Below are 24,990 nucleotides of genomic sequence, written 5' to 3' on the forward strand. Positions count from 1 at the left end.
GTTTAAAAAGCCTCCTTTTTTTGATAGCCGCGCTGGGTGACCATGTGACCATGAATCATGCGCGTCTGCTCATTGCCAATGATCAGCATAGTAGTCATCCCAATCTCATCGATCGGCAGATCCTTCAACGGCCCCACCCACTTCCATTGTTTCGGGCGTCCAGCATCACGCACCAATGCGACCGGCACCCCATCCCCGCGATGCTTGGCAAAAGTCGCCAGCACCTCATCCAAGAGCTCACGCCGCTTGCGGCTGCGCGGATTATAGAGCGTGCAGACCAGGCCCGCTTCGGCCACCGCGTTCACACGCTTCTTAATCCACTCACGCGGGGTCAACAGATCGGACAAACTAATCGTGGCAAAGTCATTCATCAAAGGAGCCCCCACCGCGGCCGCAGCCGAGCTGGAAGAGGTCACCCCCGCGATCACTTCCACATCTACCTGCGCCTCGCCCAAGGCTTCGACGCGTTCCAGAATCAAGCCCGCCATGCCATAGATCCCAGAGTCACCCGAGCAAATGAGCGCCACCGACTGCCCCTCCGCAGCCATCCGCACCGCAGCATCGCAACGCTCGATCTCCGAACGCATACCAGTGGAATACACCTGACGCCCCTGCGTGAGCCAACGCACTTGACGGCAATAAGTCGTGTAGCCGACCACTTTATCCGCGCCGCGGATCGCTTGCCGCGCCTCTTCGGTCATGCCCGCACGCGTGCCCGGTCCAAGGCCGATGGCATAAATAATTCCCCGCTGCGGCTTGGCATCGGCCGCAGCAGACAAGGAGCCCACAGTGCCGATCGCCACCGTCACCCCATCGTCTTTTTGCTTCGGCGTGAGTAAACGCCCGCGTCCACAGACCCGCACAGCAGCCTCCGCCACGGAGGGCGTCGCGACATTCTTCGAAACAAAGGCAGACGGATTGGGAACCACTTGTTGTTCCAATTCAGCCGCAGCAAAGAAATGCGTCTCCCAAGCATGCGTCTTGGCCACTTCCAGCAGGCCCACTTCGTCCGCCTTCACATCCACCGAGGCCAGTTGCTGAATCCGCGCCGGATCGATTCCGTAACGCAAACAACCACGGCGAATCGCCGCCTCGATTCGCTCTGCCGAGACGCCACGCTTGCAGCCCACCCCGACCACAAGTGGCAGACGCGAGAGTTGCAAACACGTCCGAGGATCGTCGCCAACGGGCGCATCCAAACAAACCAGCAACTCGGCAGCTTCGGCCGTATCCAAATTTTCATAACAACGCACATGTTCGACGTCCGCGTAGCCCGCCGCCTCCTTGGAACTAAAGCCCAACAGTCCAATACTTTTGCCTTCCAATAAGGCAGCGTTCAAAGCGACAATGCCGTCACGGTTCTCGATGCGCCAGCCCTGTTGCGCAGCCAATTCGTCAAAAGCCAGCAAGCCCTGTGTATCGGTGCCAGTCGAGACCACCGCTTGCGCACCCGTGAGCCGAGCGATGTCGCCCACCAAACGATTGGCACCCCCCAAATGTCCTCCGACTAAACTCTGGGCGAACCCCGCCTTCTCATCCATCACCACCACCGCAGGATCCACTTCCTTCGACTGTAAAAGCTCGGCAATCTTACGCACCACAATGCCCGTCGCCATCACGAAGACATGCGCATCGAAGGCAGACCATTGTGCCGCCACCAGCGCTCCCAAATCCTCCGGTGCGAAGCACTGCACATTTGCGAGCAAGTCCACTGCTGCAGGCGCATGCTTTTCGCTCACGAATGCCGTGGCGTCCAACATATCCGCGAGCCCTTGTGCCCGAGCCACGCCCTCACCAGTCAAGCCATAGACAGCCACCCGGCCGCCAAAGCGGACCAAAGGCTCACACTCCGTGAGCACAGGCTCCGGTTTGACAGCCGCAGGCTTGGTCGAGGCCGCACGATAGCCGTGCGAAAAACTACTATCATAGAGTAAAGAATCGTCCCCCTGTCCGCCGAGCGCATCACCGACCAAAATCAAAGCCTGACGCGTAATCCCGGCAGCACGGACCTTTTCCGCAATATCGCCCAAGCGGCCACGCACAAGCTTCTCGTCAGGCCAACTCGCACGATAAACCACTGCGGCCGCAGTCTCTTTCGTATAGGCCCCCGCCTGCAACAGTTCAGCGACCAGACCCGGCATGTCACTCACACTCAAATACAGCGCTAAACTCGTGCCGTGCTTGGCCAGCCCCGCGATGGCTTCACGTTCCGGCACCGGAGTGCGCCCCGCACGACGACTAATCATCACCGTTTGAGTGATGCCCGGCTGAGTCAGTTCCGCATTTAAGGCCGCCGCCGCCGCAAAGGCAGCACTCACGCCGGGGATGGTTGCATAGTGAATGCCAGCCGCATCCAAGCGGCGCATTTGCTCAGCCGTGGCGCCATAGATGGAAGGGTCGCCAGTGTGGAGCCGTAGCACACGCAAGCCCGCGCGCGCAGCTTTGACTAAGATCTCAGTGGTCGCATCCAGATCCAAGCCCGCGCTGTCGTGACGCACACAAGTCGCCTTAGCATGCGATAGAACTTCCGGGCTGACTAAAGAGCCCGCATACACGATCACATCCGCATCCGCAATCGCGGCGTGCGCACGTACAGTAAGCAGATCAGGAGCGCCGGGGCCGGCGCCAGCAAAAGTAACGATACCTGGTTTCATAAGATTATTTTTTTTGAAAGACAAAGAGATGGATCGGCGTATCCGCCGTCATCAGATAACTGTGGGCCAAAGCTCGCGCGCGATTGATCGAGAGCTCCAGCCACTCGACCCGTTGCTCAGGCGCGACGTGATTCAATTGCTCGATCGTATCCGCCAAAACCGCGGTGGCCACGAGGCGACCGCCAACGGGTAAGGCCTCCAGCGCGGATTCAACAATCGCGCCGATCTCACGTCCACCGCCACCAATAAAGACTGCATTCGGCCGGGGCAATTCGGCGCACACATCCAAAGTGCGCCCACGCACCAGCTGCACATTATTCAAGCCTTGTGCAGCGATGTTGTGTGCCACCATATCCGCACGATCCGCATGTTTTTCAACACTGTAAACTTGCAGCCCCTCGATCAGCCCCGCAGCTTCGATGCCGACCGATCCACTGCCCGCCCCAAGATCCCACAGCACGCCCGGGCGCAGGCGCAACTTAGCCAGCGCCACCGCGCGCACTTCCGGGTGCGTGATCATATTCATCGCATGTTCATAGTCATCGTCCGGCAATCCCAACGAGAGCTCCGCATACGAACTCCCCTCCGAGGCAGATGCATCCGCAGAGGGCAACAGGATCAACATCGACAGCCCCCCACATTGCGCCGAGGCAAGTTGACTCAAAGGGCCACGCTGAATGTTTTCATCGACGCTGCCCAGATTTTCCAACAGCACCGCCGCACGCGTAGCCGCAGCCGGATAATGACGCATCAACTCCGCCGCCATCCATGCCGGCGTGCGTTGCGGATCGCCATACACCACCGCACACTGGCTTTGTAGAATTTTCCGCCAGGGCAAGCGCAGCTCACGACCGTGAATACTAAAGAAATCACAGCCCGCCCAATCGATGCCGACCTTGGCACAGGCCGCCTGCATGGCACTGATCCCAGGCAAGACCACCAGACGCTCAGCCGGCACCCGCTGACGAAAGCGCGCCGCGATGCCGAAAAAAGACGCATCCCCCGAGGCCAAGACCCCCACATGCCGAGTCTGCGAGAGTGCGACCAGAGATTCAATCTCCTGAGCCAGCTTCCCGCTCAGCTTCATCTTCTCTGCCCGCGACTCGGAAAACCAATCCAACAAACGCGCGCCACCGTAGAGCAGATCACAGTCCTCCACCGCCTGTCGAGCGGCCGTCGACAGGTCGGCCACACGCGTGCCGCAACTAATAATTGTTAAGGATCCAGTCATCTCTATCACGCCCTCGCGGCGAGCTCCTGTTTAAATGCAGCTAGCACCTGCTGCTCGGCGAAGAGTTCTAACTCATCTATGCTATACACTTCGGCCGCGGCCGCTGCGGGATCCACTGTGCCGCCTAAAGGCGGGACTCCTAACCTGGAATGCGGTGGCTCAGCGGATTCGGATTCCACCGCGCCGCCTAAATCGAGCACGCGGCGCATCAGTCCTACATTATCCGTATCCATTATTCTTATACGCCGACCACTCAGCGCGGTAAAGTCTGGCCACAATTCGTAGCCCGCGCCCGTGCCGGCGTAGACCAGCCCCGTGCGACTCGGCAAGTCCGCCACCATGCCTGGCAGCGTCGCGACCGTGCCCGTAATCACGGTTTGCTGTGGCGTGCCGGCATCGAAGATAATCGAAGCCGGCGTTTCGGCGGTCATGCCGCATTTTTGTAATTGGCAAAGGACTCTTCTAAGATGTGCGTGGCCATAAAGAGCACCACCGGCAGGTCCATCGAACGCGGATCCAACTCGCCGATCGCTCCACCCGCGCAGCGCGGCGTCATCACGGTAAAGCCACGGTGCACGCAGCGTCGCGTCAGCAAAAGTCCTGTCGCGGTAGTGGCAGCCGACAGACTGCTGACAGCCGCCTGCACTTCAAAGGGCAGAGCGTATTCACTCAAGGTATCCGTCTCTTCACAGAGACGACCGAAGATGCCCGGATCGCCGGCCTTCAGTCGTAGCACACGCTTGCCTTCGCGCGCATAATCCAGCAGCATACGATTGATCTCTGGCTGCTTGACCGCGTGCTTGCCGCAGCGCTTGCCGACATTCACGACCTCGGCGTCCGCGGGCAGTTGCTTTAAAATCTCAGGATCAAACAAAGTATCGTGCAAGCAGACCTCCGCACGCCGCATCGCCTCGACCGCCTCCAGCGTGCACATCCCCAGACGCGGCGCAGCGCCCGCCAGCACCACCTTGGAGACAAAGAGTGTGCGTATGCGCTGCAGCATAGAGTTTCCCACCGCAAAACAAACATAGCCCGCATCCGAACGAAACCAATCCAGCCCCGCGGCAGCCTTATCCGCATCCGACAAGCCCTGACAAAGCACCAACGACAAGCGACCATTCAGCAGCTCGGCCAGCAGCGCGGCACTCAGCCCAGCAGCCCGCGCCACGGTCAGTTTGGGCAAATTTCCTATTATCCGTTCGATTCGCATAGTATCTCCCTTTCTCCTGTCGTATCTAAAACATGAATCTGTAAATGCGCGCCCCCCGCCCAGCGGCTCAACTGCTGTACCGCCTCATCACGCAGCAAACCAATCACTCGCAATTGTTGCTCCGGCGCCAAACGACTCAGCAACTCACGCACACTGCGACAGTCATCAGTCGCCGCAGTCAGATCTTCCGCATAGCCCAAACGCTGCAACAACTCAGCCACCTTCTCCGGCGACTGCTCGACCTTCTTTGCATGCGTATTAGGAATCCCCAGTGCATATTTAGCCAATTTACCGACCATGCAGACCACCCGCACCTCACTCATGTGATATTGCGCGCAGCACTCCAAAGACTCGCGTATAAAATCACCAAAGCGCACGATCGCGGCCTCTTCGGCGTCGGGGTAGCGCGTCTTGAGCCAGCGGTGACTGCGGCCGCCGGTCACCAGAGAAACGGAATCACCGCCCAAGCGATAGACCCCGCGCACCATCAACTCAATGGTCGCAATGTAGGCGGCGTGCGAGCAAGGAATCACCAAGCCCGTCGTGCCGAGCACCGAGAGCCCATTCTCAATGCCCAACTTAGGATTCAAAGTGCGGCGCGCAACCTCCGCCCCCCGCTCGATATTCAGTTCAATCAAGACCTCACGCACAGGGCCCAAATCCAAAGCCGCCAGATTCGTCCACAACATCCGGCGCGGCGTGGGATTAATGGCCACTTTGCCGCGCGGCACATCAAGCCCATCGCGAGACACAAGGCCGACCCCACTGCCGCCACGCAAAATAAAGCGCACGGCGCCCAGCGTTTCAACAAAGTCCTCCGCACGCGCCTCAAAGCTCTGGGAGGGATCCACGGCGAAGTTCACTTGAGAAGTGAGCCGCAAGCCATTGGTCGCATCCACATCTTCACCCGCATCCTTAATGCTCCAAGCCTCGGCACTCGCATCCCCATGCAAACGCGCGCCATCCACATTGATTGCACGCACGACACCATCCGCGAATTGTATTTTCAATTTGGATACATACGGCAGCCCCAAATACGCATGACAGGCCGCTACAGCCGTAGCGGTCAAATACGCCCCCGTGCTAAAGCCACCCCGTAGGGGCTTGGCAGGTTGCGGATGTGTCAAGGTATCGCTCATCGACTAGGCACTCTCCATGATCGCGTGCAGAGCCGTGACCGCCAAAGGACTGCCCCCGCGGCGACCGCTTAAGACGATATGCGGCACATCGGTGCGCATCAGCCACTCCTTCGATTCGATCACATTGACGAAGCCCACCGGCATACCGATAATCAACCGAGGACGCAGCTCGCCCGCCTCGATCATACGGCAAATGCCAGCCAGCGCCAGCGGCGCGTTACCAATCAGAACAATACCATCGTCGATAATCGGACGCCCCACATCGATCGCAGCCAAGGCACGGGTGCAATTACGATCCTTCGCCAATTCCGCCACCTCCGGATCGGCCACATAACAGTGAATACTTTCCCGCGCGTAAGCCGGATGAAACTTCTGCAATTTCGGCACCGAGATGCCCGAACGAATCATATTCGAGTCGCTATAAATCGGACGCCCCTCGCGCAGCGCCTCTAAGCCCACTTCGACCGGGTTGCCGTGAAAGCCCACCTCACCCAAAATCGCAAACTCCGTAGTGGTATGAATCATACGACGCACAACGCGCCAATGCGGCAGCGGCAGACCATGATCCCCCGCCTCCGCTTCGATGCGACGAAAGCTCTCCGCCTCCACTTCAGCCCCCGTCCAGTCCCAAGTAATATTTTCAGCAGAAGTATTCATGATGCAAAAGCGATGTAAGTGCCCACCATGCTGACCGCGATCAACATGCGGACACCCTGGGTGATACCAATGATCCAGAAACCCGTCGTATCCGGAAAGATGCTCAAAGCCGAGGGCAGGTTGCGCCGAATCACCTTAATCGGCAGCGCCAGGCAGTAGCCCGCCAGCAAAGTAAAAAACGCCTGCGTCCCAGTCAGCGTGCCCGCGTCCAAGAGTCCCTTCGTGGCCGACACCGCAGCCGAGGTGCGCGAAAGCTGCGCCACGATGATGCCCATACTTTCCACCGGGAAGATCGAGTCCACCGAGCTCGGCAGCGCAGAAGCCATCCATTTAAAGCCACCGCTCACCTCGATCCAGGTGATCGCGGTATAGACCGGAATCGCCACCGAAAGCACACGCAAGGACATGCGCCACCAGCGCGACCACAGCATATTCCAAAACCCAAGCTTCGCTTGCGGGCGTCCCTCCAGCGGCTCCAAACTGGCCGCATCAAAATCCTGCACTTTCACCAAAAAGCGCGAAGCAATCACCGCCACCAGGAACACCAAGACCGCCAGCGCGATCACAAAGATCACATAGGCCAAGCCCACCGTGCCCAAAGCACTCACCATCAAAGGCGCGAAAAACTTCAAATGCATCAGCGTGGTCGGCAGTGTATTGGCCGCCGCGCCCAGCACCAGCTCACGACGATTGATCACGCCCCCACGATGCGCCGCAGCCAGCATACTGTGGGCCGTCTTGGTCGAGCCAAAGGCCGCCACAAAAGCAGCCGCACATTCCGCTGGAAAATTCCCCAGCGCTAGGATCGGCCGCGCCAGGCGCGCCAGCCCTTTGATACAGCCCGTCACCTCCAGCAACACACCGATCAAGACCCCCAGGCTTAAATAAAGCCCCAACTCAAAGACCGAGGGCACGACCTTATTAAAAAACAGTTCAAAGGTCATGATTCTGTCTCCGTGAAATGAATAAAGATAAATAGGTGTCCGGCATCGCCGCCGCTTGAATCGGATCGGTGGCGACCAATTCATCCGGCGATTCCAGGCGTGAAGCGTAGAGAAACGACTGCGCATCCAGCGCACCATTCACCCGCTCAAACAGCGCCGCCTTCTTGCGCGAAGCTTTCAAAAATACAGCCGTATCCGTGCCGCGCAGAACCGCCTCCTGCTGCGCCGCACTCGCTGTGGCCGGGATGATGGACAGCACTTCCTCGTTTTCCAGCAAAGGCTCACCCGTGCGCGCCGCCGCCGCTTGAAAAGAAGTAATCCCCGGCACCACCTGAATCTTGACCTGCGGATCCAGCTGCAACAACTCACGCCGCAGATAACCAAAAGTGCTATAAATCAAAGGGTCGCCCAGCGTGACATAGACCAAGCGCTTGCCCGCACGTATCCAATCCAGCACTTCACGCGCACGCTGTTGCCACATCTCACTGCGCCCCGCCAAGTCCTTGGACATTGGCGTCACAAAATGCACCCGTTCACCCGCACAGCCGCCCAGCTCGTCGATCACCCGCTCCGACACACTCTCTTTCGTGCGCGGTCCCGCGACATCGATAATCACATCCGCCGCTCGCAGCGCCTCCACCGCCTCCAGCGTTAAATAACGCACCGCCCCCGGGCCGATTCCGACCCCCGTGAGCATGCCAGTCGCAGTCATCGTTTCACTCATAGTGCGTCCTCATCTAATTCAGCCAATTCATCCAGAGCGATTTGCAGGTGCGCCAACCACTGATCCACCAAAGCCGGCATTTCACCCATGCCACGTAAAATGACCGAGCATTCGATGCCAGCCGCTTCCAGTTGCGACTTCCAAGAGTCCGGCTCCTCACCCGCCAAATCATTGCGCGCATGATCCCCCGCCACCGACATGAAAGGCATCAAAGCCGCCCGCTGCACGCCCGCCTGCTGGAGCTGCGCCAATAAATCCTCAAAGGTCGGGTGCCCCTCCACCGTGGCCAGAAAGGCCGTGGCATCCCGCTTTTGAAAGACCGAAGCCGCCGCCAGATAAGTCAGATCCGCCGGATGCTCCCCCGAGCCATGCCCCATCAAGACCAAGGCCTCGTCCTCCGCACGCGACTCCGCCGCTTCTGCTAAAATGAGATCTGCGACATCATACACATCCTCCGCAGAAGCCAACAAAGGCCGTCCAATCGTCACCCGCTCAAAGGCCAGATTCGTCGATTGAAAAGCATCCACCGCGCTCACAATTTCCTCGTATTCCACACCCGCAATCACGTGCAAAGACTGCACCGCAATCTCGCGAATGCCCGCATCATGCATCTGAGCCATCGCCGCGATCGGCGCGTCATGCCGCTCACCCCGCTTCAACAACTTCTTACGAATAAAGTCCGAAGTATAGGCCCAATAGATCGGCGTATCCGGCCAACGCTTGCGCGCCATCGCATCGATCCGCTCAAAAGCCACCTGCGCCTCCGGATAAGAACTACCAAAAGTCACCAACAAAATCCCTCGCTGGGGCGGAGGCGTCGTGGCGGGCGAACGAGCCTCCATGGATACAGCCCATAAACTAGATAGAATTGCTAGTAGAATATTTAATTTTAAGATGCACCTAGATAAGCTCATGTAATTTGATTTACGAGAATCATTCTTATTAATCAAGTAAGAAAATGCAAAAGCGTGCACGGACTCGCTCGGTCTCCTGACTACTCTTTCCAGGTGGATACATCTTTCTTGAGTATATGGGGCAAAGCCCTGAACGTGCAGGCTACGAATCGCGAGTGGATCTCTTACTTGCGTCAACATTTGAGAAACGTGAATACTTTCAGCAAACAAACATCGATTTCGGAGGAGTTGGGCAGCCGAGCGCACGGCAGTGTGGGCACTGAATCAGCCTTTATCGAGGCGGAAGCCTCACCGTATTCGCTCCACTGGGGCTTGCTGGCGGCTGTGTTGTCCAGCTTGTTGTGGGTGATTTCGATCCCGCCCTTTGAGTTTGCGGAGGCCGCATACATCGCCTTTGTGCCGCTATTGCTTTGGCTCTACACACAGCCGAGCCGGCGTTTGTTCTACACTGTCGCGCTTGGCACGGGCTGGGTGAGCTGGTTCGCGATTTTGATTTGGTTGCGGCATGTTACCTGGTTTGGGACGATTGCCTTAAGTGGCGTGTTGGCAGTGATCTTTGTTCTATGGCTGTCCGCCGTACGTAGGCTGCTGCCGCGGCTGGTGGGGGCGAATGTCGTGATGCGAATTTTAGGCTTTGCGGGACTCGCGGGTGCGTGGGTGGTCTTAGAGTGGGCCCGCACATGGCTGCTCTGGGGGTTCCCTTGGGCACCTTTGTCCTTGAGTCAATGGGAGCGTCCGGTGGTTTTGCAGATCGCGGCATGGTCCGGGGCCTATGGCGTTTCCTTTTTGCTGGTATTCTTTAATTTGTGTGTGACGCAAACTTTGCGGCATCGGCTGGTGCGGCGTGAGCGGAAAATGTGGACCGGTTGGTTCAGTCCCGACCTCTATGTCGGTATGAGCGGGCTTGGTTTTTGCATATTTGTATTTTTTACAGTGTTGCCGCGACCCGATTCTGCGCAGCCGATGTTTACGGCGGCGGTGGTGCAGCCGTATATTTTGCCCGAGCTCAAGTGGGATACTGATCGCGAGCTTGAGAATCTCGAAATTTTGGAACGGCAGACGCGCTTTGTTGCCAGTTTGGAGAGTGATGTCGTTCTATGGCCGGAAGCGGCGACACCTTGGCCTGTCATGGGGCACCCGGACATGCAGGTCCGGGTGGAGCGTTTGGTGAACGAAATGGAGAAGCCCATCTTAATGGGCAATCTCGCGGAGGATCGTGTGGCGGAGGAATGGCGCAACGGGGCATTTTTGGTGGAGCCGAAAACCGGTTTGTCGGCGCAATTTTATACGAAGCGCGAACTCGTGCCTTTTGGTGAATACGTGCCCAAGCCTTTTGGATTTATTGAGAAAGTCGTGCCGATCGGTGGTTCATTTGTGGCTGGAGATTCGGTGGGGCTGATTGACCTGACAGTGGGGGAGAACACTTATGAAGTGGGCTCTCTGGTTTGCTACGAGGATGCCTTTCCAGGTTTGGCGCGTGCGAGCGCGCGCGCTGGGGCGGACCTGTTTTTTGTCGCGACCAATAATGCGTGGTATGGCGAAGAGGGCGGGGCGGTGCAGCATGCGGCGCATTCCGTGCTGCGTGCGGTGGAGAATCGACGTCCCGTGATGCGCGCAGGTAATGGCGGCTGGAGTGGTTGGATCGACAGTTATGGCACCGTGCGTGAGGTGTTGGTGGATGAGGCGGGCAGCATCTTTTTTCGAGGCGGTGGCAGTTATAGTGTCTTTCAGTTTGAAGAGTGGACTCGGCAGCAAAGTTACTACACCCGTCATGGTGATTGGTTTGTCGGAGTCGCGGCTGGACTGGCTGCGATGGCCTTGTTGCGGAGCTTTTTCTTGCGGTCCAAATCGCAAACTTGATTGAGTTGTGTATCTTGCGGGGAGATGTCTGAACTCACTTCTACCCACAGTGCAATGTCTCCTTCGCTGACGATTCTGATTTCTGGAGCCACTGGCTTGATCGGAAAGCCCTTATGTGCCGCGCTACAGGCGCGTGGGCACCAGATACGCACGCTCTCGCGCAGCAAGCATGGCGATGTGCAATGGGATGTGGACGCGGGGCGGTTGGATGCCGCGGCTCTCAATGGCGTGGATGCGGTGATTCATCTTGCGGGCGAAAGCGTTGTGCAGCGATGGACCGCAGCCGCTAAAGAGCGCATACTACAGAGTCGTGTCCAGAGCACCCGTTTGCTGGTGGATGCCATTCTACAACAGGCACCTGGCCCTGCATTCATTTCGGCTTCGGGTATCAGCTATTATGGTACCGATCTGGAAGCTTGGGCGGATGAGTCCAGTCCCATGGGGGATGGTTTTTTGGCCGAAGTCACGCAGCAGTGGGAAGCTGCTGCGCGGCCTTTGTCGGAGGCTGGGATACGCACCGCCTTCATGCGCACTGGCATCGTGTTGAGTGGGCAGGGTGGGGCACTGGCTAAAATGCTGACGCCTTTTAGGTTAGGGGTAGGTGGGCGCATCGGCAATGGGCAGCAACAGATGAGCTGGATCAGTTTGCCGGATTTGGTCCAGGCTTACATCTTTGCGGTGGAAAATGAATCGGTTTGCGGCGCGATCAATGCGGTCGCTCCGCTGCCAGTATCGAATGCGGAATTTACAGCAACGCTCGGTACGATTTTAGGGCGGCCGACGGTTTTTCCCGTGCCTGCAGCTATCGTTAAAATGATTTTCGGTGAAATGGGCGAAGAAACCGTGCTCAGTAATTTAGCTGTGCGGCCGCAGCGTCTCACCGAACTCGGTTTTGAGTGGCAACATCCAGAGCTCGAGTCAGCACTTTTAGCGGCGATTCATTAAGCCATTTTCTCACATTTACCTGGTCCCATTTTATCACATGCAAACTACAGACGTTTTAATTATCGGAGCTGGAATTTCCGGCCTGCTGTGCGCGACCGAATTACGAAAGGCAGGTAAGACCGTGTGTGTGCTGGACAAAGGCCGCGGTCTTGGTGGGCGTATGGCGACGCGTCGCATGGCAGGTGCGCGGCTGGATCATGGGGCGCAGTTTTTCACCGTGCGTGATGCGCGGCTGCAAGCCTATGTCGATCAATGGCTCAGTGCGGGGGTGATTCGCGAGTGGTATCGGCAGGTGCCTCAGCAGGCCAGTTCCGATGGCCACCCACGGTATTGTGGGGTAAATGGGATGACGGATGTGCCGAAGTATTTGGCTCGGGACCTGGATGTGCATACCTCGCAGCAAGTGATTGAATTGGTGCGCGATCTCGATCGATGGATTGTTCGCAGCAGTCAAGGAAGCACCTATGTGGCGACGCAGCTCGTGATTACCGCGCCGCTGCCGCAGGCCCTGGCGCTGTTAGACACTGCCGGCGTGGACTTTGCCGGTGCTGCAACAGAGCCGCTGCGAGAGGTGCGTTATCAGCGTGGCTTGGCCACACTGGCGATACTTGATGGCCCCAGCGGCATGGCAGGTGCGGGGGCTGTCAAGATCGAGGATGCACCGCTTTGTTGGATAGCGGATAATCAGCTGAAGGGCATTTCACCCGAGGTCGCCGCTGTGACTATCCATGCCGACGCCGATTTTGCAGAGGCATACTGGGATGCCGAGGATGAAGTGCGTGGTGCCTTGATGTTAAAGGCTGCTGCGCCCTATCTGCACGCTACGGTCGTGGATTTTAGCTGCCACCGTTGGGGGTTTACCCAGCCGCTTAACCCATGGAGTGAGCCATACTTCCAGAATGCTGGCTTACAGTTGACGCTCGCCGGCGACGCCTTCGGAGGCGCGCGTGTGGAAGGGGCCGCGCTATCGGGTATCGAGGCGGCGCATGCTATTTTGAATAAATTTGCGTAGAGCAGTAGACGCTTGCTGGAAAGGGAGTCTTGGACGGAATAAGGGGAAACTCGCTTGCGTCGGTGCGAATAATGGCGCATCTAGCTGACTGCATTTCTTAGCTTATGAAAAAGACACTTTTAATTGTTAGTAATTTCTTATTCTTAGTGATCGCGGTTCTCGCGTCATTGCCTGCGTTTGCGGAGAACGCTCAGGTGTTGCTTTATCTGGCGATTGCGGTGGCGCTGCTGGGCTGTGTGCTTGCTTTGACGCTTCAGCAAACAGCGGTTGCGGAGCCAGTGACTGTGCCTGAAGCTGCACCTGCGCCGGTGGCACCGGAAACACCGCGGCCAGACTTGCAAAAAATCCCCGAGCAGAATGCTGAGGTTCAGGTCGCGCAATTGCTGGGGCTTTTACAGGAAAAAGGACGTTTTCTCGATTTTGTGATGGATGATATCAAGAGCTATCCAGACGCGCAAATTGCGGCGGCGGCTCGTTTTGTGCATCAAGGTTGTCAAACAGTGATGAAGCATAATTTCAGCATCGAGCCGGTCGCGACGACTGCGGAGAATCAGCCCATTACTTTGGAGCCTACTTTCGATCGTAACGAATATCGTCTGACTGGCAAGGTCGAGGGGGAGCCGCCTTATCAGGGAGTGCTCAAGCACAAAGGCTGGAAGACGACCTCTGTTCACTTACCTAAGGTCCTCGGAGAACGGGCTAGCGCCAGTGGCACGCATCTTTTAGTGGCTGCCGAAGTTGAGGTCGGCTAGCCGATGGTGTCTAGCGGATGCGTCGCATCCTGCTTACAATGAAATGAAGGTTTATGATGTCTAAGCAATATAGTCTGGGAATTGATTTAGGGACGAGTAACTCGGCCATGACGGTAGCGCGGCTGGAGGATCAGGCATTGCAGGATCTGTCCATTTTACAAGTGGTGGCTCCACATACGGTGGAAGCACGTCCGGGTCTGGCCTCGAATATATATATTGCCGCGCCGGATGAGTTTCCTGAGGGCGCATTTAATTTGCCGGGCAAGGAGTTGTCTCATGCGCATGTGGTGGGGGCCTTTGCGCGTCAGCACGGGGCTCAGGTGCCTGACCGTTTGGTGAGTTCGGCGAAGTCTTGGCTGTGCAGCACCCAAGTCGATCACCATGAGCCCATCCTGCCGTGGCAATCCAGTAGTGTGGAGGCGAAGCTGTCTCCGATTGAGGCTTCGCGCTTGTATTTGGAATCTCTGGTGTATGGTTTTAAGGCCGCGGCGGAAGCGGCACAGAGCGACTGGGATCTGGAGAATACCAATGTAGTGCTCACTGTGCCGGCTTCGTTTGATGAGGTGGCGCGTTCGCTGACTTATGAAGCGGCGGAAGCGGCTGGCCTGGGAGCGGTCACTTTAATGGAGGAGCCACAAGCCGCCTTTTATGCATGGCTGGCGCAGGCGGGCTCGGATTGGCGCAAGCAAGTGGCGCCCGGAGATATTATTTTGGTCTGTGATGTCGGTGGGGGCACTTCAGATTTTAGTCTGATTTGTGTCTCTGAGGTCGAAGGAAATCTCGAGTTAGAGCGTATCAGCGTGGGGGAGCACTTGTTACTGGGAGGCGATAACCTCGATCTCGCGCTGGCGCATGTGCTGCGCTATCAAATGGAGGGTGAGGGGAAGACGATCGATGATTGGCAGTTTCTCGCATTGGTGCACGCCTGTCGCAGTGCGAAAGAAAGCTTGTTTGAGAATTTGGATTTGACGGAAGTCTCGTTATCCGTGCCTTCGCGCGGCTCGTCTCTGTTTGCGGGCAGTGTGGCGACCAGTTTGAGCCGCGACACACTGAATCAAATCGCGTTAGATGGTTTTTTGCCCTTGATTGATGCCAGTGAGATGCCGGCGGCGCGTGCCTCTGCGGGCTTACAGGAGTTTGGCTTGTCCTATGAAAGTGATCCCGTGCTGAGTAAACACCTGGCACGCTTCCTGACTCGTAGTTTACAGAACGTGCAGGCCAATGCTAGCTTGGCTGGTCAATTTAGCGCCGAGGTGCTTGCCGGCAGTTTCTTAAAGCCGACCGCGGTCTTGTTTAATGGTGGCTTCTTCAATGCGGCCCCCGCTCGTGAGCGTGTCTTGGCATTGCTCAATCAGTGGAGTGGTGCGGATGCGCCCGTGCGTGAGTTGGCTGGAGCGCGTTATGACAAGGCAGTGGCGCATGGTGCTGCGTATTACGGCCTGAACCAGCTCAGTGGCAGCGGTGTGCGGGTGAAGGCTGGCGCCTCGCGCAGTTATTATATCGGCTTGGAAACTGCGGGGCTGGCTATTCCCGGTTTTAAACCACCACTCAAAGCATTGTGCGTGGTGCCTCAGGGCATGGAAGAGGGCAGTGAGCAAATTTTAGATTCGAAAGAGTTCGGCTTGGTGACCGGGGAATCTGTGACGTTCCGCTTCTTTAGCTCTGCCATCCGTTCGGGCGATGCCGTCGGCACTATTTTGCCCGATGCGGAGAAGGAACTGGAAGAAACCCTGGAACTGAAAATGGAACTCACGCCGCTGGAAGGGCATGCGACAGGAGAAGTGGTGCCGGTCAAGCTGCACGCGCGGGTGACCGAAATGGGCACCTTGGATTTATGGATGCAGCACACCCGCTCCGACCACCGCTGGAAGTTGGAATTTGCTGTGCGCACGGATTAATTCGGTTTTATGGCTGCTCGTTATTTTATCGGTATCGACCTGGGCACGAGTAATTGTGCGCTGTCTTACATCGACTCCAAAGACCCGACCGCAGGCACGCAGGTTTTTCAGATCCCGCAGTATGCATCATTAAATACGGTTCGCGAGTCGAGCTCGCTGCCTTCGTTTGGCTATTATTTGAGTGAGGCGGAGCAGTCGGCGTTGGCTGGCGATGCGGTCGGTGAATGGGACTCCGGCCGTGTGGTGGGCTTGTTAGCCCGTGAGTTAGCAGGTTCGGATGCGGCTCGAAGTATTAGTTCCGCCAAATCGTGGTTGTGCCATGCGGGCATTGATCGTGAGCGCAAGCTCTTGCCTTGGAAGAGCGAAGTGATCGCAGAGGATGACAAGTGTTCGCCTGTCGAGGCTTCGGCGGCCTATTTGGATTATTTGCGTTTTGCCTGGGATCAAACCATCGGGCGGGAGGATAAACAGTCGTTGTTTGACCGTCAGGACATCGTGATCACGGTGCCCGCTTCGTTTGATACGGTGGCTCAACGCTTGACCTTGGATGCGGCGCAGCAGGCACGCTATCCACAAAGCACACGCTTACTAGAGGAGCCACAGGCAGCTTTCTATGCCTGGTTGGAAACTCATGGTGATGCTCGTGACTGGGGGCAGACACTGGGGGAGTTGAGTGAACGCCCTAAGGTGGTCTGTGTGTGTGATATCGGCGGTGGCACCTCGGACTTCAGTTTGTTTGAATTGTCCCAGGTTGCTGGCGAGGCATTGCCCCATGTGCGTCGTATTGCCGTCAGTAAGCATATTTTACTCGGTGGCGATAATATCGATCTCGCGCTGGCGCATTTGGCAGAAGCGAAATTGTCGGGGCAGACCGCACTCTCGACTACGGGATGGAGTCAGCTGGTCGCGCAATGTCGGGATTTAAAAGAGCGCGTGCTCTCGACCGAAGGCCCTGAAGAGGAGCCTTTCACGATCGCGCTGGCGGGTGCTGGCGGCAGTCTTTTTGAGTCGGTGCAGACGCTTACTTTGAATCGCGGGGAAATTACCCGCACGGTGCTGGATGGTTTTTTCCCTGTTTGTGATGCCGATGCACAACCTGCGAATGACGCGAGTGGTCTGCGGGAGATCGGCTTGCCCTATGCGCAGGATTCCGCGATTACCCACCACTTAGCAGACTTCATTCGCGGACGTAAGGTGGATGCCTTATTGTTTAACGGAGGCACACTGGCGGCGGCCAGTGTGCGCGTGCGTTTGGCCGATCAGTTGGCTGCTTGGCAAGAGGGGCAGCGTCCTGTCATTTTGGAAAACACCTCGTTGGAGCTGGCCGTCGCGCGTGGGGCGGCCTGGTATCGTGCGAGTCTGTCGCGTGAGCATGTGGCCACGATCGAAGGCGGCTCCGGGCATAGCTTTTACCTTGAAGTGAATTACACGCCGAAGCGTGGAAAGAAAAAACGTAAGCAGTCCGCTGAAACACGATTGGTCTGCGTCCTCGCTCAGGGCAGTCCGTTGGAGACGTCGACGCGTATAACTGCGCTGAACTTGTCGCTCAAGGTGAACATGCCGGTGCAATTTCAGGCCTACACTTCTACCTGTCGTGAGGGCGATCAAGGCGGGGATTTGGTGAGGAAAAATGAGCATGATTTCCACAAGCTGCCAGTGATGCAGACCATGGCTCAACTGCCAGTCGGGGCGCCCCTCCCGGAGGACGGGAACGTGGCGATCGAACTGGAGGCGCATCTGAATAGTCTCGGCTTGTTGCGGGTCAATTGTGTCAGCGTGCGACGAATCCTGGAGGAGAATCGGGTTTGGCGACTGGAATTTAATCTGCGACAGGCCGATGAGCGCGCAGCGGGAGACGCTGCGCCCCAGCAGCCGGACACGGGGCTCAGCTCCGAGGATCTGGAGTCTTCAAAAGCGTTGATAGCGGACACCTTCGGACCTGAGCCGCGGATACCGGCGTCCAAGCTGCTGAAGGAGTTAGAGCGCATCAGTCATTTGAATCGACGCGAGTGGAACGTGCCCTTCATACGTGAATTGTGGCAAACACATGCCAGTTTTTTAACACGACGGGATCGATCGCCCGAGCATGAGCTCGCTTGGCTCAACGCGGCAGGCTTTTTTCTGCGTCCCGGCTACGGGCATGCCCTCGACCCGTATTTTATTCGCACCCTGTGGACGATCTATGAGCTCGATTTAGCCCACGCCAACAACAAGGCCAACCGCGAGCAGTATTTCCTGCTGTGGCGACGCGTGGCCGGGGGCCTGGATGCAGCGCAGCAAGAGGCACTCTACGATGCTTGGCTGGATAAGACACTACAAGACAGCAAGCAATCCTATGAGCCTGCGCGCATGCTCGGCGCATTCGAGCACCTGTCGGCTGAGAAGCGCACGCAGCTCGCGCATCATTTTACCGCCAGTATTGTCCGCCGCAGTGAGACTTTTTGCGATCATTCCATCTGGGCGCTCGGGCGTGTGCTCAATCGCGTGCCGCTTTACGGTGGCGAACACGCGATCCTGCCTGCCAGTGAAGTGTGGCTCGCATTCGAGCAGCTGGAGGCGCTGGATTGGAGCCGCGACAACTTGCGCAATCTGCCGCAACTCTTCGTGCAAGCTGCCCGTATCGTGAATAACCGCGATCACGATGTGGCGGAGGACTTGCGTGAGCGCATCATTGCGAAGGCCACATCATCTGGAGCCAGCACGCAGCAGACAGAGCCCCTGCGAACCTTCACGCCGATCGATGCTAAAGACATCCAGCAGCTCTTCGGGGAATCTTTACCAGTTGGTTTGCAGGTTGAGTCCTGAGATTTCGCAAAGATATTGTATTGAAAGCCATCTCCATTTGGGGTGAAAAAATCTCCTTTCCATCGTCCTGAATATCAGCGACGCTATTCCGTTTATGATTACCACAACCGAAGCCCTTGCCGATGTCGTGCGCCGTGCGCGTGAAGCCGGTGCAGTTGGCGTCGATACCGAATTTATTTGGGATCGCACCTATTATCCGACCTTAGGTTTAGTACAAATTGGCTATCCAGATGGCCATTGTGAGCTAATTGATGCGCCCGCGATCGAGGATTGGTCGCCCTTGGCTGAGCTGATGTCGGACCCCGATACGGTAAAAATTCTGCATGATGCGCAACAAGATCTCAATATACTTTACCGCGCCTGCGGTGGCTTGCCGAAGAATATTTTTGATACCCAGCGCAGTTCGGGCTTTGTGGGGCTGTCGGCGACGATCTCTTTGAGTGAATTGCTAAAGACATTGCTCAAAGTACGCTTGGCAAAGACGGAGACTCGTTCGGATTGGGTGGCACGTCCGTTAACCGATGCACAGATTAAGTATGCTGAAGATGATGTGCGCTATTCGGTCGATTTGATGCTGAAAATTATGGGCAAAGCGGAGGCACTCGGCCGCAAGGAGTGGATTCAAGACGAGATGAAAATCTACGAGGATGTGTCTAATTACAGTGAGCGCGACCCCGATTATGAAATGCCCCGCGTGCGCGGCAGTGGTTCGCTCACGCAGCAGCAGCGCAATGTGCTGCGTGCGCTGGGAGCGTGGCGTGAGTTGAAAGCCCGTCGTCGTAATATTCCGCGAGGCTTTGTGCTTTCGGACGATGCATTGGTGTCACTGGTTAAGCGTCCGCCGAATAGCGCGGAAGATATTCGCCAGATGAAAGGTTTGAGCGAGCGCTCTGCTGAGCGAAATCGCGGGCATATCTGGGAAGCCATCGAACGCGGCCGAAATGGCGATTTGCCGGAATTACCCAATCACAAGCACATTGGGCCATCGCCAGACGACGGCTATGAGGCCCGGGTGGATCTCTCCTTGGCTTCGATTAAGGGCATGTGTCTCGCTGACAAAATTGACCCCGCATTGATTGGCAATCGAGCCGAAGTGACAGCCTTCGTTTTGGAGGTCGAAGGTATCGACCCGAGCCGGCATCGTATGCTGCGTGGTTGGCGTGGTGAATTTTGTGGCAATGCTTTGCTGCGCCTGCTGAAAGGCGAGGGCAGCATCTCGATTGATCCCGAATCGAAGCTGCCGCAGCTGAGTTAGAAGTGTGCTTATAGTTCGAAGCCTTCCTTGGCGATGCAGATGACGAATTCGCCTTTTTGGCTGCCTTTGGCTACGCGGTCGCGCACCTCGGCGGCGGGGCCGGTGTGCACGGTTTCGTGCAGCTTAGTCAGTTCGCGACCGACGCTGATGCAGCGTTGCTCCCCGAGGACGTCGACCAGTTCATTGAGAAATTTCCCGATTCGGTGACAGGACTCGTATACGATGATGGTGTATTCGAAATCGCGTTTGCTGTCGAAGAAGCGTTTGCGGGCAGCACTTTTTGGGGGGAGGAAACCCACGTAGAGGAAGCCATCGCTGGGCAGTCCTGATAGCGCGAGCGCTGTGGTGGCTGCAGTGAGGCCCGGAGCAGCAGTGACTGCCAAGCCACGTTTGCGGCACTCGCGCACGAGCCGAAAGCCAGGGTCGCTGATCGCTGGCATGCCCGCGTCGGAGATGAGCGCGATGTGCTCGCCAGATTCGATTCGATCGGCGAGTTCGCCGGCCATGTGCTTCTCGTTTTCTTCGCGATAGGAGGTCAGTGGGCCGTTTTTTTGGATCTCCAGCTTACTGAGTAGTTTGCCCGTGACACGGGTATCTTCGCAGGCGATGGCATCGACAGTTTTGAGTGTCTCGATGGCGCGTGCAGTCATATCGCCCAAGTTGCCGATTGGTGCGGCGACGAGTGTGAGTTGGCCACTGGGGGAGTTTGTTTTTGTATGTGTCAAAATGTGTCGGCTTCTTGAGATTGGGTATTCAATGAATGCTGCGTTGTAAGTTTATAAATAGGAGACGCTATAATATTTACCAGTAATTAACGGAATTTGCTGAGTGTGTGCTTTATTAATAAGTCTTACATCCCTTATTATTATCTTATCGTTACCCTACTGAGCAAAATCCATTGTCTTGGCTATGGGGCCGCAAATATGCAAGAAGACTTTGAACAAGTATATTTAGATTTACAACGTGAGTGTTTGATTGAAGGCGCGCGTATTGTGTCGATGGGAGCTTGGATCTATGATCTGGACACTGGACGGTTGCATTGGTCGGAAGGGGTGTACGATGTGCATGGGCTGCCTCGTGGGCAGGAGCCTCCCGGTTTTGAAGAGTGTTTGTCGTATTATGTGGAGGCGGATCGAGAGAGGTTGCGTGAGGCATTGGATCGGATTAGGCAGGAAGTCGGCAGTTACGATTTCGAGTGTGAGTTGATTACCAAGGCCGGGGTTCACAAATATGTGAGAGTCATTGGTAAGAGTGGTAGCGCACTGTCTGGTTGTAAGAATTGTTTATTTGGAGTGATTCAAGATATCTCCGAGACCCGGCGTATACGAAATGCGCTGCTTGAGGCGAGAGATCAGGCGAATGCCGCGAATCAGGCAAAGTCTAATTTCCTAGCCACGGTGAGCCATGAGCTACGTACGCCATTGAATCCGATCCTGGGCTTTTCAGATCTGTTGTTGGAAGAGGTGGAGGACGAGGAACAGCTGGAGATGGTGCGGGCGATCAATGATGCGGGGCAGAGTTTGATCGAGACCATTAATCGAATTATCGAGTTTGCAGAATTGAACCCCGAAAAGAAAAAATTGCGCGAGGATCGTTTTGTACTGACGGAATTGGTGAATGAGGTGGTTTTTGAGCTGCAGAAAAATCAGCCCTCTTTTACAGTGGAGATTGAGACCGAGCAGCAAGTCGCTCTGCCCGACGGAGGCGTGGTCGTGGGCGATTATAAAAAGATTAAATGTGTGCTCTTACATCTGTTGGAAAATGCGGCCAAGTTTTCGGGGATGAATTCTGCAAAGCTCCGCAGTGTTGTGAAATCGCTGGATGCGGAACACATCATCTGGCACGTGGATGTGGAAGATGAGGGCGTCGGGATTGATGCAAATATGGTGGATCACGTGTTTGATCCTTTTTTATTGGGCAATTCGACGTTTACCCGGGCTCAAGGGGGCGCGGGCATGGGGCTGGCCATCTGCCGAGGTTATGTCGAGTTGATGGATGGGCAAATTTCGGTGAAAAGGACTGCTGGGGCGGGCGCCACATTTAGCTTTTATATTTGCCTCTCCGTGGCGGGGGCTGCAGCTGCAGGCGTGGGCAAAGATGTCGTGGAGGCCCGCACGGAGGTCGATGATGTCGAAGTGTCTAAGGTGCCTAAGGTCATTGAAGAGGTGCCCGCTGAGGACGAAGAAGTGCCGGAGGTTTCGAAGTCACGCGAGCACATCTCGGTGTTGATGGTGGAAGATAATGTTCCGAACCTTTATTATCAGACTCGTATCCTGAAGCGAATGGGCTATGAGCTGACCACTGCAACGGATGGGCGCGAGGCTCTGGATAAATATAAGCCTGATCTCTACGACGTGGTCTTGCTAGACTTACATATGCCGGGTATTGACGGGATTGATGTGTTGAAGTCGATACGTCAGGGGGAGGCGCGTAGCGGGGCGACACGTGTGCCGGTGATCGTGCTGACTGCCGATTTATTGAAGTCGACACAGGCGGTGTGTCGCGAGCATGGTGCGGATGAGTTCGTATCCAAACCTGTGAATGCGGATGATTTACAGCGCAAAATTACAGATGTGCTGACAATGCGTTGATCTTAGATTGAATTTTGATGATCGCTGGGCACTGTGCGTGATATGGACATTGAAACATTTCCCAATCCGAACCCGGAGCGCAACTACACGATTCAGCATATTCAGGAGGAGTTTACTTCTACCTGCCCGATGACGGGGCACCCGGACTATGCCACTGTCGTGTTTAGCTATGCGCCGGATGAGGTCTGCATCGAGCTTAAGGCGATGAAGCTGTATCTGCACAGTTTTCGCAATAAGGGGATCTTCTTTGAGGCGGCCACCAATCAGATTTTCGAAGACTTATTTGCGGTTTGTAAGCCACGCTGGGCGCGCTTGGAGACCATCTGGCGCGGGCGCGGTGGCATACGCTCCAACGTGGTGGTTGAAGATGCGCAAGAGGGCTATGATGGCCCGACGACTTTTCCCTTTTCGGCCTAGTATGTTGTCAACTGGCCTGAGAGCTTAAGCGACTTCGAAGATGGCTTGGATCTCGACGGTGGTGTCTTTGGGTAAACCTGTGACAGCGACAGCGGCGCGAGTGTGACTCCCGCGCTCGGCGAGTATTTCGACCAGTAGGTCGGAGGCGCCGTTGATGACTGCGGGGCTATCGGCGAAGCCGGGCACGCCGTTGACGAAGCCATTGAGCTGCACGATGCGGGAGACTTTATCGAGGTCGCCTAGATGTGCTTTGGCCACTGCCAGTAAGTTGAGGGCGCAGACGCGGGCGGCTTCTTGACCGTAAGCAATGTCGCGGGTTTCGCCTATCTTACCGGTGTGAGTCATCTCACCATTTACCAGGCAGATGGCTCCGGACAGATAGAGCAGATTGCCGACCCGCATGGCGGGCACGTAACTGCCCGCAGGGGCGGGAGCGGAAGGAAGTTCGATGCCGAGTTCGGCGAGGCGTTGGTCTGTTTGGCTCATCGCGCGAACTTTGAACATCGAACGCTAAACGTCGAACTCAGAATTTCAGAAATGAAACTGTAGGCTGCTATTCGACGTTCAATGTTGGAAGTTCAAGGTTCGATGTTTCCGTAGGGTGTTTCGCCCTCGGTGGCAGCGATGGTGACTGCGCCGACGGTGTCGGAAAATACATTCACACTGGTGCGGCACATGTCGAGTATGCGGTCGGTGAGCCAGACGACGCCGATGGCCTCGACCGGTAGACCGACCGCAGGTAGAATCACCGCGATGGCCACCAGACTTGCGGCAGGGATGCCGGCGACGCCGATGCTGGTCGTCAAGGCGAGGAATACCACCAAGAGTTGGTCGCCAATGCTGAGCGCGACCTGTCCGGTGGAGGCGTAAAGCTGTGCGATGAAGAGCACCACGATGCATTCATACAGCGCGGTGCCGTCCATGTTGACTGTGGCTCCCAACGGTAGGGTGAAGGAGCAGGTCTTTTTGGAGACGCCGGCGCGCTCTTCGACGGTTTCTATCGTCAGTGGCAAGGTGGCCGAGGAGCTGGCAGTTGAAAATGCGGTGAGCAGCACGGGGGCCATCTCTTTGTAATGGGTGACGGGGTTGACCTTGGCTACCAACTTGAGAACCAGTCCAAGGTTAATGAAAAAGTGCAGTGTGAGTGCAAGTAGCACCGTGATGAAGAACCATGCGAGAGTGCCAAATAGGTCGCCGAGGTTGGTTTCAAATATGACAGGCACCACCAGTCCGAATACACCGATCGGGGCGAAACGTATGATGAAATCGGTTAATTGCAGCATGACCTCTTGAGCGCTTTCCCAGAATCTTTGCTGGGTCTCGCGCTGCTCGGGCTTTAGCTTGCCGATGAAAGCACCAAACATGATGGAGAAGGTGATCACGCCGAGCAGTTGGCCGTTGTTAGTGGCGGCGTCGATGATGTTGGACGGAAACATGCGCAGGAAGATGTCAAAGAGGTCGCTGGAACTGCGGCCTTCGACTTTGCTCATTAAGCCCTGGCTTACCGAGGTCTCCGCGCCGGAGCCTAGCATGGCCGCGGCGGTGTCGGCATCGACATTACCTGGCTGGATGATGTTGACCACGATGAGTCCAATGATGACAGCCGCGGCGCCGCTAAAGGTGTAGTAGAGAAAGGTTTTAAAGCCCATGCGCCCGACGCCCTTTTCGGCGCCCAGGTGCATGACGCCACTGATAATAGAGGCGACGATCAGCGGTACGATGACCATCTTCAGCGCGTTCATGAAGAGCTTGCCGATGAATTGGCAAAAATTGATGGCTCCTGCACTGAAGCCTTCGCTGGTGTGGGGAAGGATTAGAGCACCGAAGAGCAGGGTGAGCACTAAGGAGAGGAGGATTTGCCAGTGAAGTTTCCAGCGAATGGGATTAGTTGTCATGATCAATGTGAGACTACAGGTGGAAGGTCTGTAGCATTTCATTGAGACGAACTGCTTGGCCAGAACGAATTTTAAGCAACGGACCGT

At 56.4% G+C, this 24,990-nt stretch carries 21 protein-coding genes; 9 read left to right on the forward strand and 12 right to left on the reverse strand.

What is annotated here, in order from left to right:
- Window positions 1-2: 2 nt before the first annotated feature.
- The 9 genes from cobM to SH580_RS14440 are packed head-to-tail and all read right to left on the reverse strand — an operon-like array spanning window position 3 to window position 9,473.
- Window positions 3-2,654, reverse strand: a complete 2,652-nt coding sequence (cobM, locus tag SH580_RS14400; RefSeq protein ID WP_319831539.1) for a precorrin-4 C(11)-methyltransferase — start codon at window positions 2,652-2,654, stop codon at window positions 3-5.
- A gap of 4 nt (window positions 2,655-2,658) precedes the next feature.
- The gene (cbiE, locus tag SH580_RS14405) at window positions 2,659-3,885 is read right to left on the reverse strand and encodes a precorrin-6y C5,15-methyltransferase (decarboxylating) subunit CbiE (RefSeq protein ID WP_319831540.1); all 1,227 of its coding nucleotides are present in this window, start codon (window positions 3,883-3,885) and stop codon (window positions 2,659-2,661) included.
- A 5-nt stretch (window positions 3,886-3,890) separates the two neighbouring features.
- Window positions 3,891-4,316 carry a hypothetical protein gene (locus SH580_RS14410; protein ID WP_319831541.1) on the reverse strand — a complete coding sequence of 142 codons (426 nt, stop codon included), beginning with the start codon at window positions 4,314-4,316 and terminating at the stop codon, window positions 3,891-3,893.
- Complete coding sequence (locus SH580_RS14415) at window positions 4,313-5,095, reverse strand: SAM-dependent methyltransferase (RefSeq protein WP_319831542.1); 783 nt, start codon at window positions 5,093-5,095, stop codon at window positions 4,313-4,315. Before SH580_RS14415 ends, SH580_RS14410 begins: the two co-directional genes overlap by 4 nt.
- The gene (gene cbiD / locus SH580_RS14420) at window positions 5,077-6,234 is read right to left on the reverse strand and encodes a cobalt-precorrin-5B (C(1))-methyltransferase CbiD (RefSeq protein WP_319831543.1); all 1,158 of its coding nucleotides are present in this window, start codon (window positions 6,232-6,234) and stop codon (window positions 5,077-5,079) included. The genes SH580_RS14415 and cbiD overlap by 19 nt, the downstream gene beginning before the upstream one ends.
- 3 nt (window positions 6,235-6,237) lie before the next feature.
- Window positions 6,238-6,891 carry a precorrin-8X methylmutase gene (locus SH580_RS14425; protein WP_319831544.1) on the reverse strand — a complete coding sequence of 218 codons (654 nt, stop codon included), beginning with the start codon at window positions 6,889-6,891 and terminating at the stop codon, window positions 6,238-6,240.
- On the reverse strand, window positions 6,888-7,835 hold the full coding sequence (locus tag SH580_RS14430) for a hypothetical protein (RefSeq protein ID WP_319831545.1): 948 nt from the start codon (window positions 7,833-7,835) through the stop codon (window positions 6,888-6,890). Before SH580_RS14430 ends, SH580_RS14425 begins: the two co-directional genes overlap by 4 nt.
- A complete protein-coding gene (cobI, locus tag SH580_RS14435) occupies window positions 7,825-8,559 on the reverse strand; it encodes a precorrin-2 C(20)-methyltransferase (protein ID WP_319831546.1) in 735 nt (244 codons plus the stop codon). The genes SH580_RS14430 and cobI overlap by 11 nt, the downstream gene beginning before the upstream one ends.
- Complete coding sequence (locus SH580_RS14440; protein WP_319831547.1) at window positions 8,556-9,473, reverse strand: sirohydrochlorin cobaltochelatase; 918 nt, start codon at window positions 9,471-9,473, stop codon at window positions 8,556-8,558. The genes cobI and SH580_RS14440 overlap by 4 nt, the downstream gene beginning before the upstream one ends.
- Before the next feature lie 93 nt (window positions 9,474-9,566).
- On the opposite strand from SH580_RS14440, the gene lnt reads away from it, so the two are divergent.
- The 7 genes from lnt (at window position 9,567) to SH580_RS14475 (ending at window position 20,000) form a co-directional block, all read left to right on the forward strand.
- Entirely contained in the window at window positions 9,567-11,333 is a 1,767-nt protein-coding gene (gene lnt / locus SH580_RS14445; protein WP_319831548.1) for an apolipoprotein N-acyltransferase, read from the forward strand.
- Between the two features lie 54 nt (window positions 11,334-11,387).
- A complete protein-coding gene (locus tag SH580_RS14450) occupies window positions 11,388-12,278 on the forward strand; it encodes a TIGR01777 family oxidoreductase (RefSeq protein ID WP_319831549.1) in 891 nt (296 codons plus the stop codon).
- 37 nt (window positions 12,279-12,315) lie between these two features.
- Window positions 12,316-13,290, forward strand: coding sequence for an NAD(P)/FAD-dependent oxidoreductase (locus SH580_RS14455; RefSeq protein ID WP_319831550.1), 975 nt, complete (start codon window positions 12,316-12,318; stop codon window positions 13,288-13,290).
- Between the two features lie 104 nt (window positions 13,291-13,394).
- Window positions 13,395-14,042 (forward strand): DUF2760 domain-containing protein, encoded by a 648-nt coding sequence (locus SH580_RS14460; RefSeq protein WP_319831551.1) that lies wholly within the window; start codon window positions 13,395-13,397, stop codon window positions 14,040-14,042.
- Window positions 14,043-14,095: 53 nt separating this feature from the next.
- Entirely contained in the window at window positions 14,096-15,940 is a 1,845-nt protein-coding gene (locus SH580_RS14465) for an Hsp70 family protein (protein WP_319831552.1), read from the forward strand.
- Window positions 15,941-15,949: 9 nt separating this feature from the next.
- Window positions 15,950-18,745 carry a hsp70 family protein gene (locus SH580_RS14470; RefSeq protein ID WP_319831553.1) on the forward strand — a complete coding sequence of 932 codons (2,796 nt, stop codon included), beginning with the start codon at window positions 15,950-15,952 and terminating at the stop codon, window positions 18,743-18,745.
- A 94-nt stretch (window positions 18,746-18,839) separates the two neighbouring features.
- Window positions 18,840-20,000, forward strand: a complete 1,161-nt coding sequence (locus SH580_RS14475; protein WP_319831554.1) for a ribonuclease D — start codon at window positions 18,840-18,842, stop codon at window positions 19,998-20,000.
- Window positions 20,001-20,008: 8 nt separating this feature from the next.
- Here the strand turns inward: SH580_RS14475 and rsmI are convergent, their stop codons facing one another.
- Window positions 20,009-20,725, reverse strand: a complete 717-nt coding sequence (gene rsmI, locus SH580_RS14480; RefSeq protein WP_319831555.1) for a 16S rRNA (cytidine(1402)-2'-O)-methyltransferase — start codon at window positions 20,723-20,725, stop codon at window positions 20,009-20,011.
- Between the two features lie 198 nt (window positions 20,726-20,923).
- Here rsmI and SH580_RS14485 point away from each other — a divergent pair, with 198 nt between their 5' ends.
- Window positions 20,924-22,591, forward strand: coding sequence for a response regulator (locus SH580_RS14485; protein ID WP_319831556.1), 1,668 nt, complete (start codon window positions 20,924-20,926; stop codon window positions 22,589-22,591).
- 42 nt (window positions 22,592-22,633) lie between these two features.
- Window positions 22,634-23,008 (forward strand): preQ(1) synthase, encoded by a 375-nt coding sequence (gene queF, locus SH580_RS14490; protein ID WP_319831557.1) that lies wholly within the window; start codon window positions 22,634-22,636, stop codon window positions 23,006-23,008.
- A gap of 24 nt (window positions 23,009-23,032) precedes the next feature.
- On the opposite strand, the gene SH580_RS14495 is transcribed toward queF, so the two are convergent.
- Together SH580_RS14495 and SH580_RS14500 are read right to left on the reverse strand one after the other, a co-directional pair.
- Entirely contained in the window at window positions 23,033-23,494 is a 462-nt protein-coding gene (locus tag SH580_RS14495) for a RidA family protein (protein ID WP_319831558.1), read from the reverse strand.
- 92 nt (window positions 23,495-23,586) lie between these two features.
- Window positions 23,587-24,903: a dicarboxylate/amino acid:cation symporter gene (locus SH580_RS14500; RefSeq protein WP_319831559.1), complete on the reverse strand. Its 1,317-nt coding sequence runs from the start codon at window positions 24,901-24,903 to the stop codon at window positions 23,587-23,589.
- Window positions 24,904-24,990 lie beyond the last annotated feature (87 nt).

This window comes from Coraliomargarita algicola, from assembly GCF_033878955.1.
Classification (GTDB): Bacteria; Verrucomicrobiota; Verrucomicrobiia; order Opitutales; family Coraliomargaritaceae; genus Thalassobacterium; species Thalassobacterium algicola.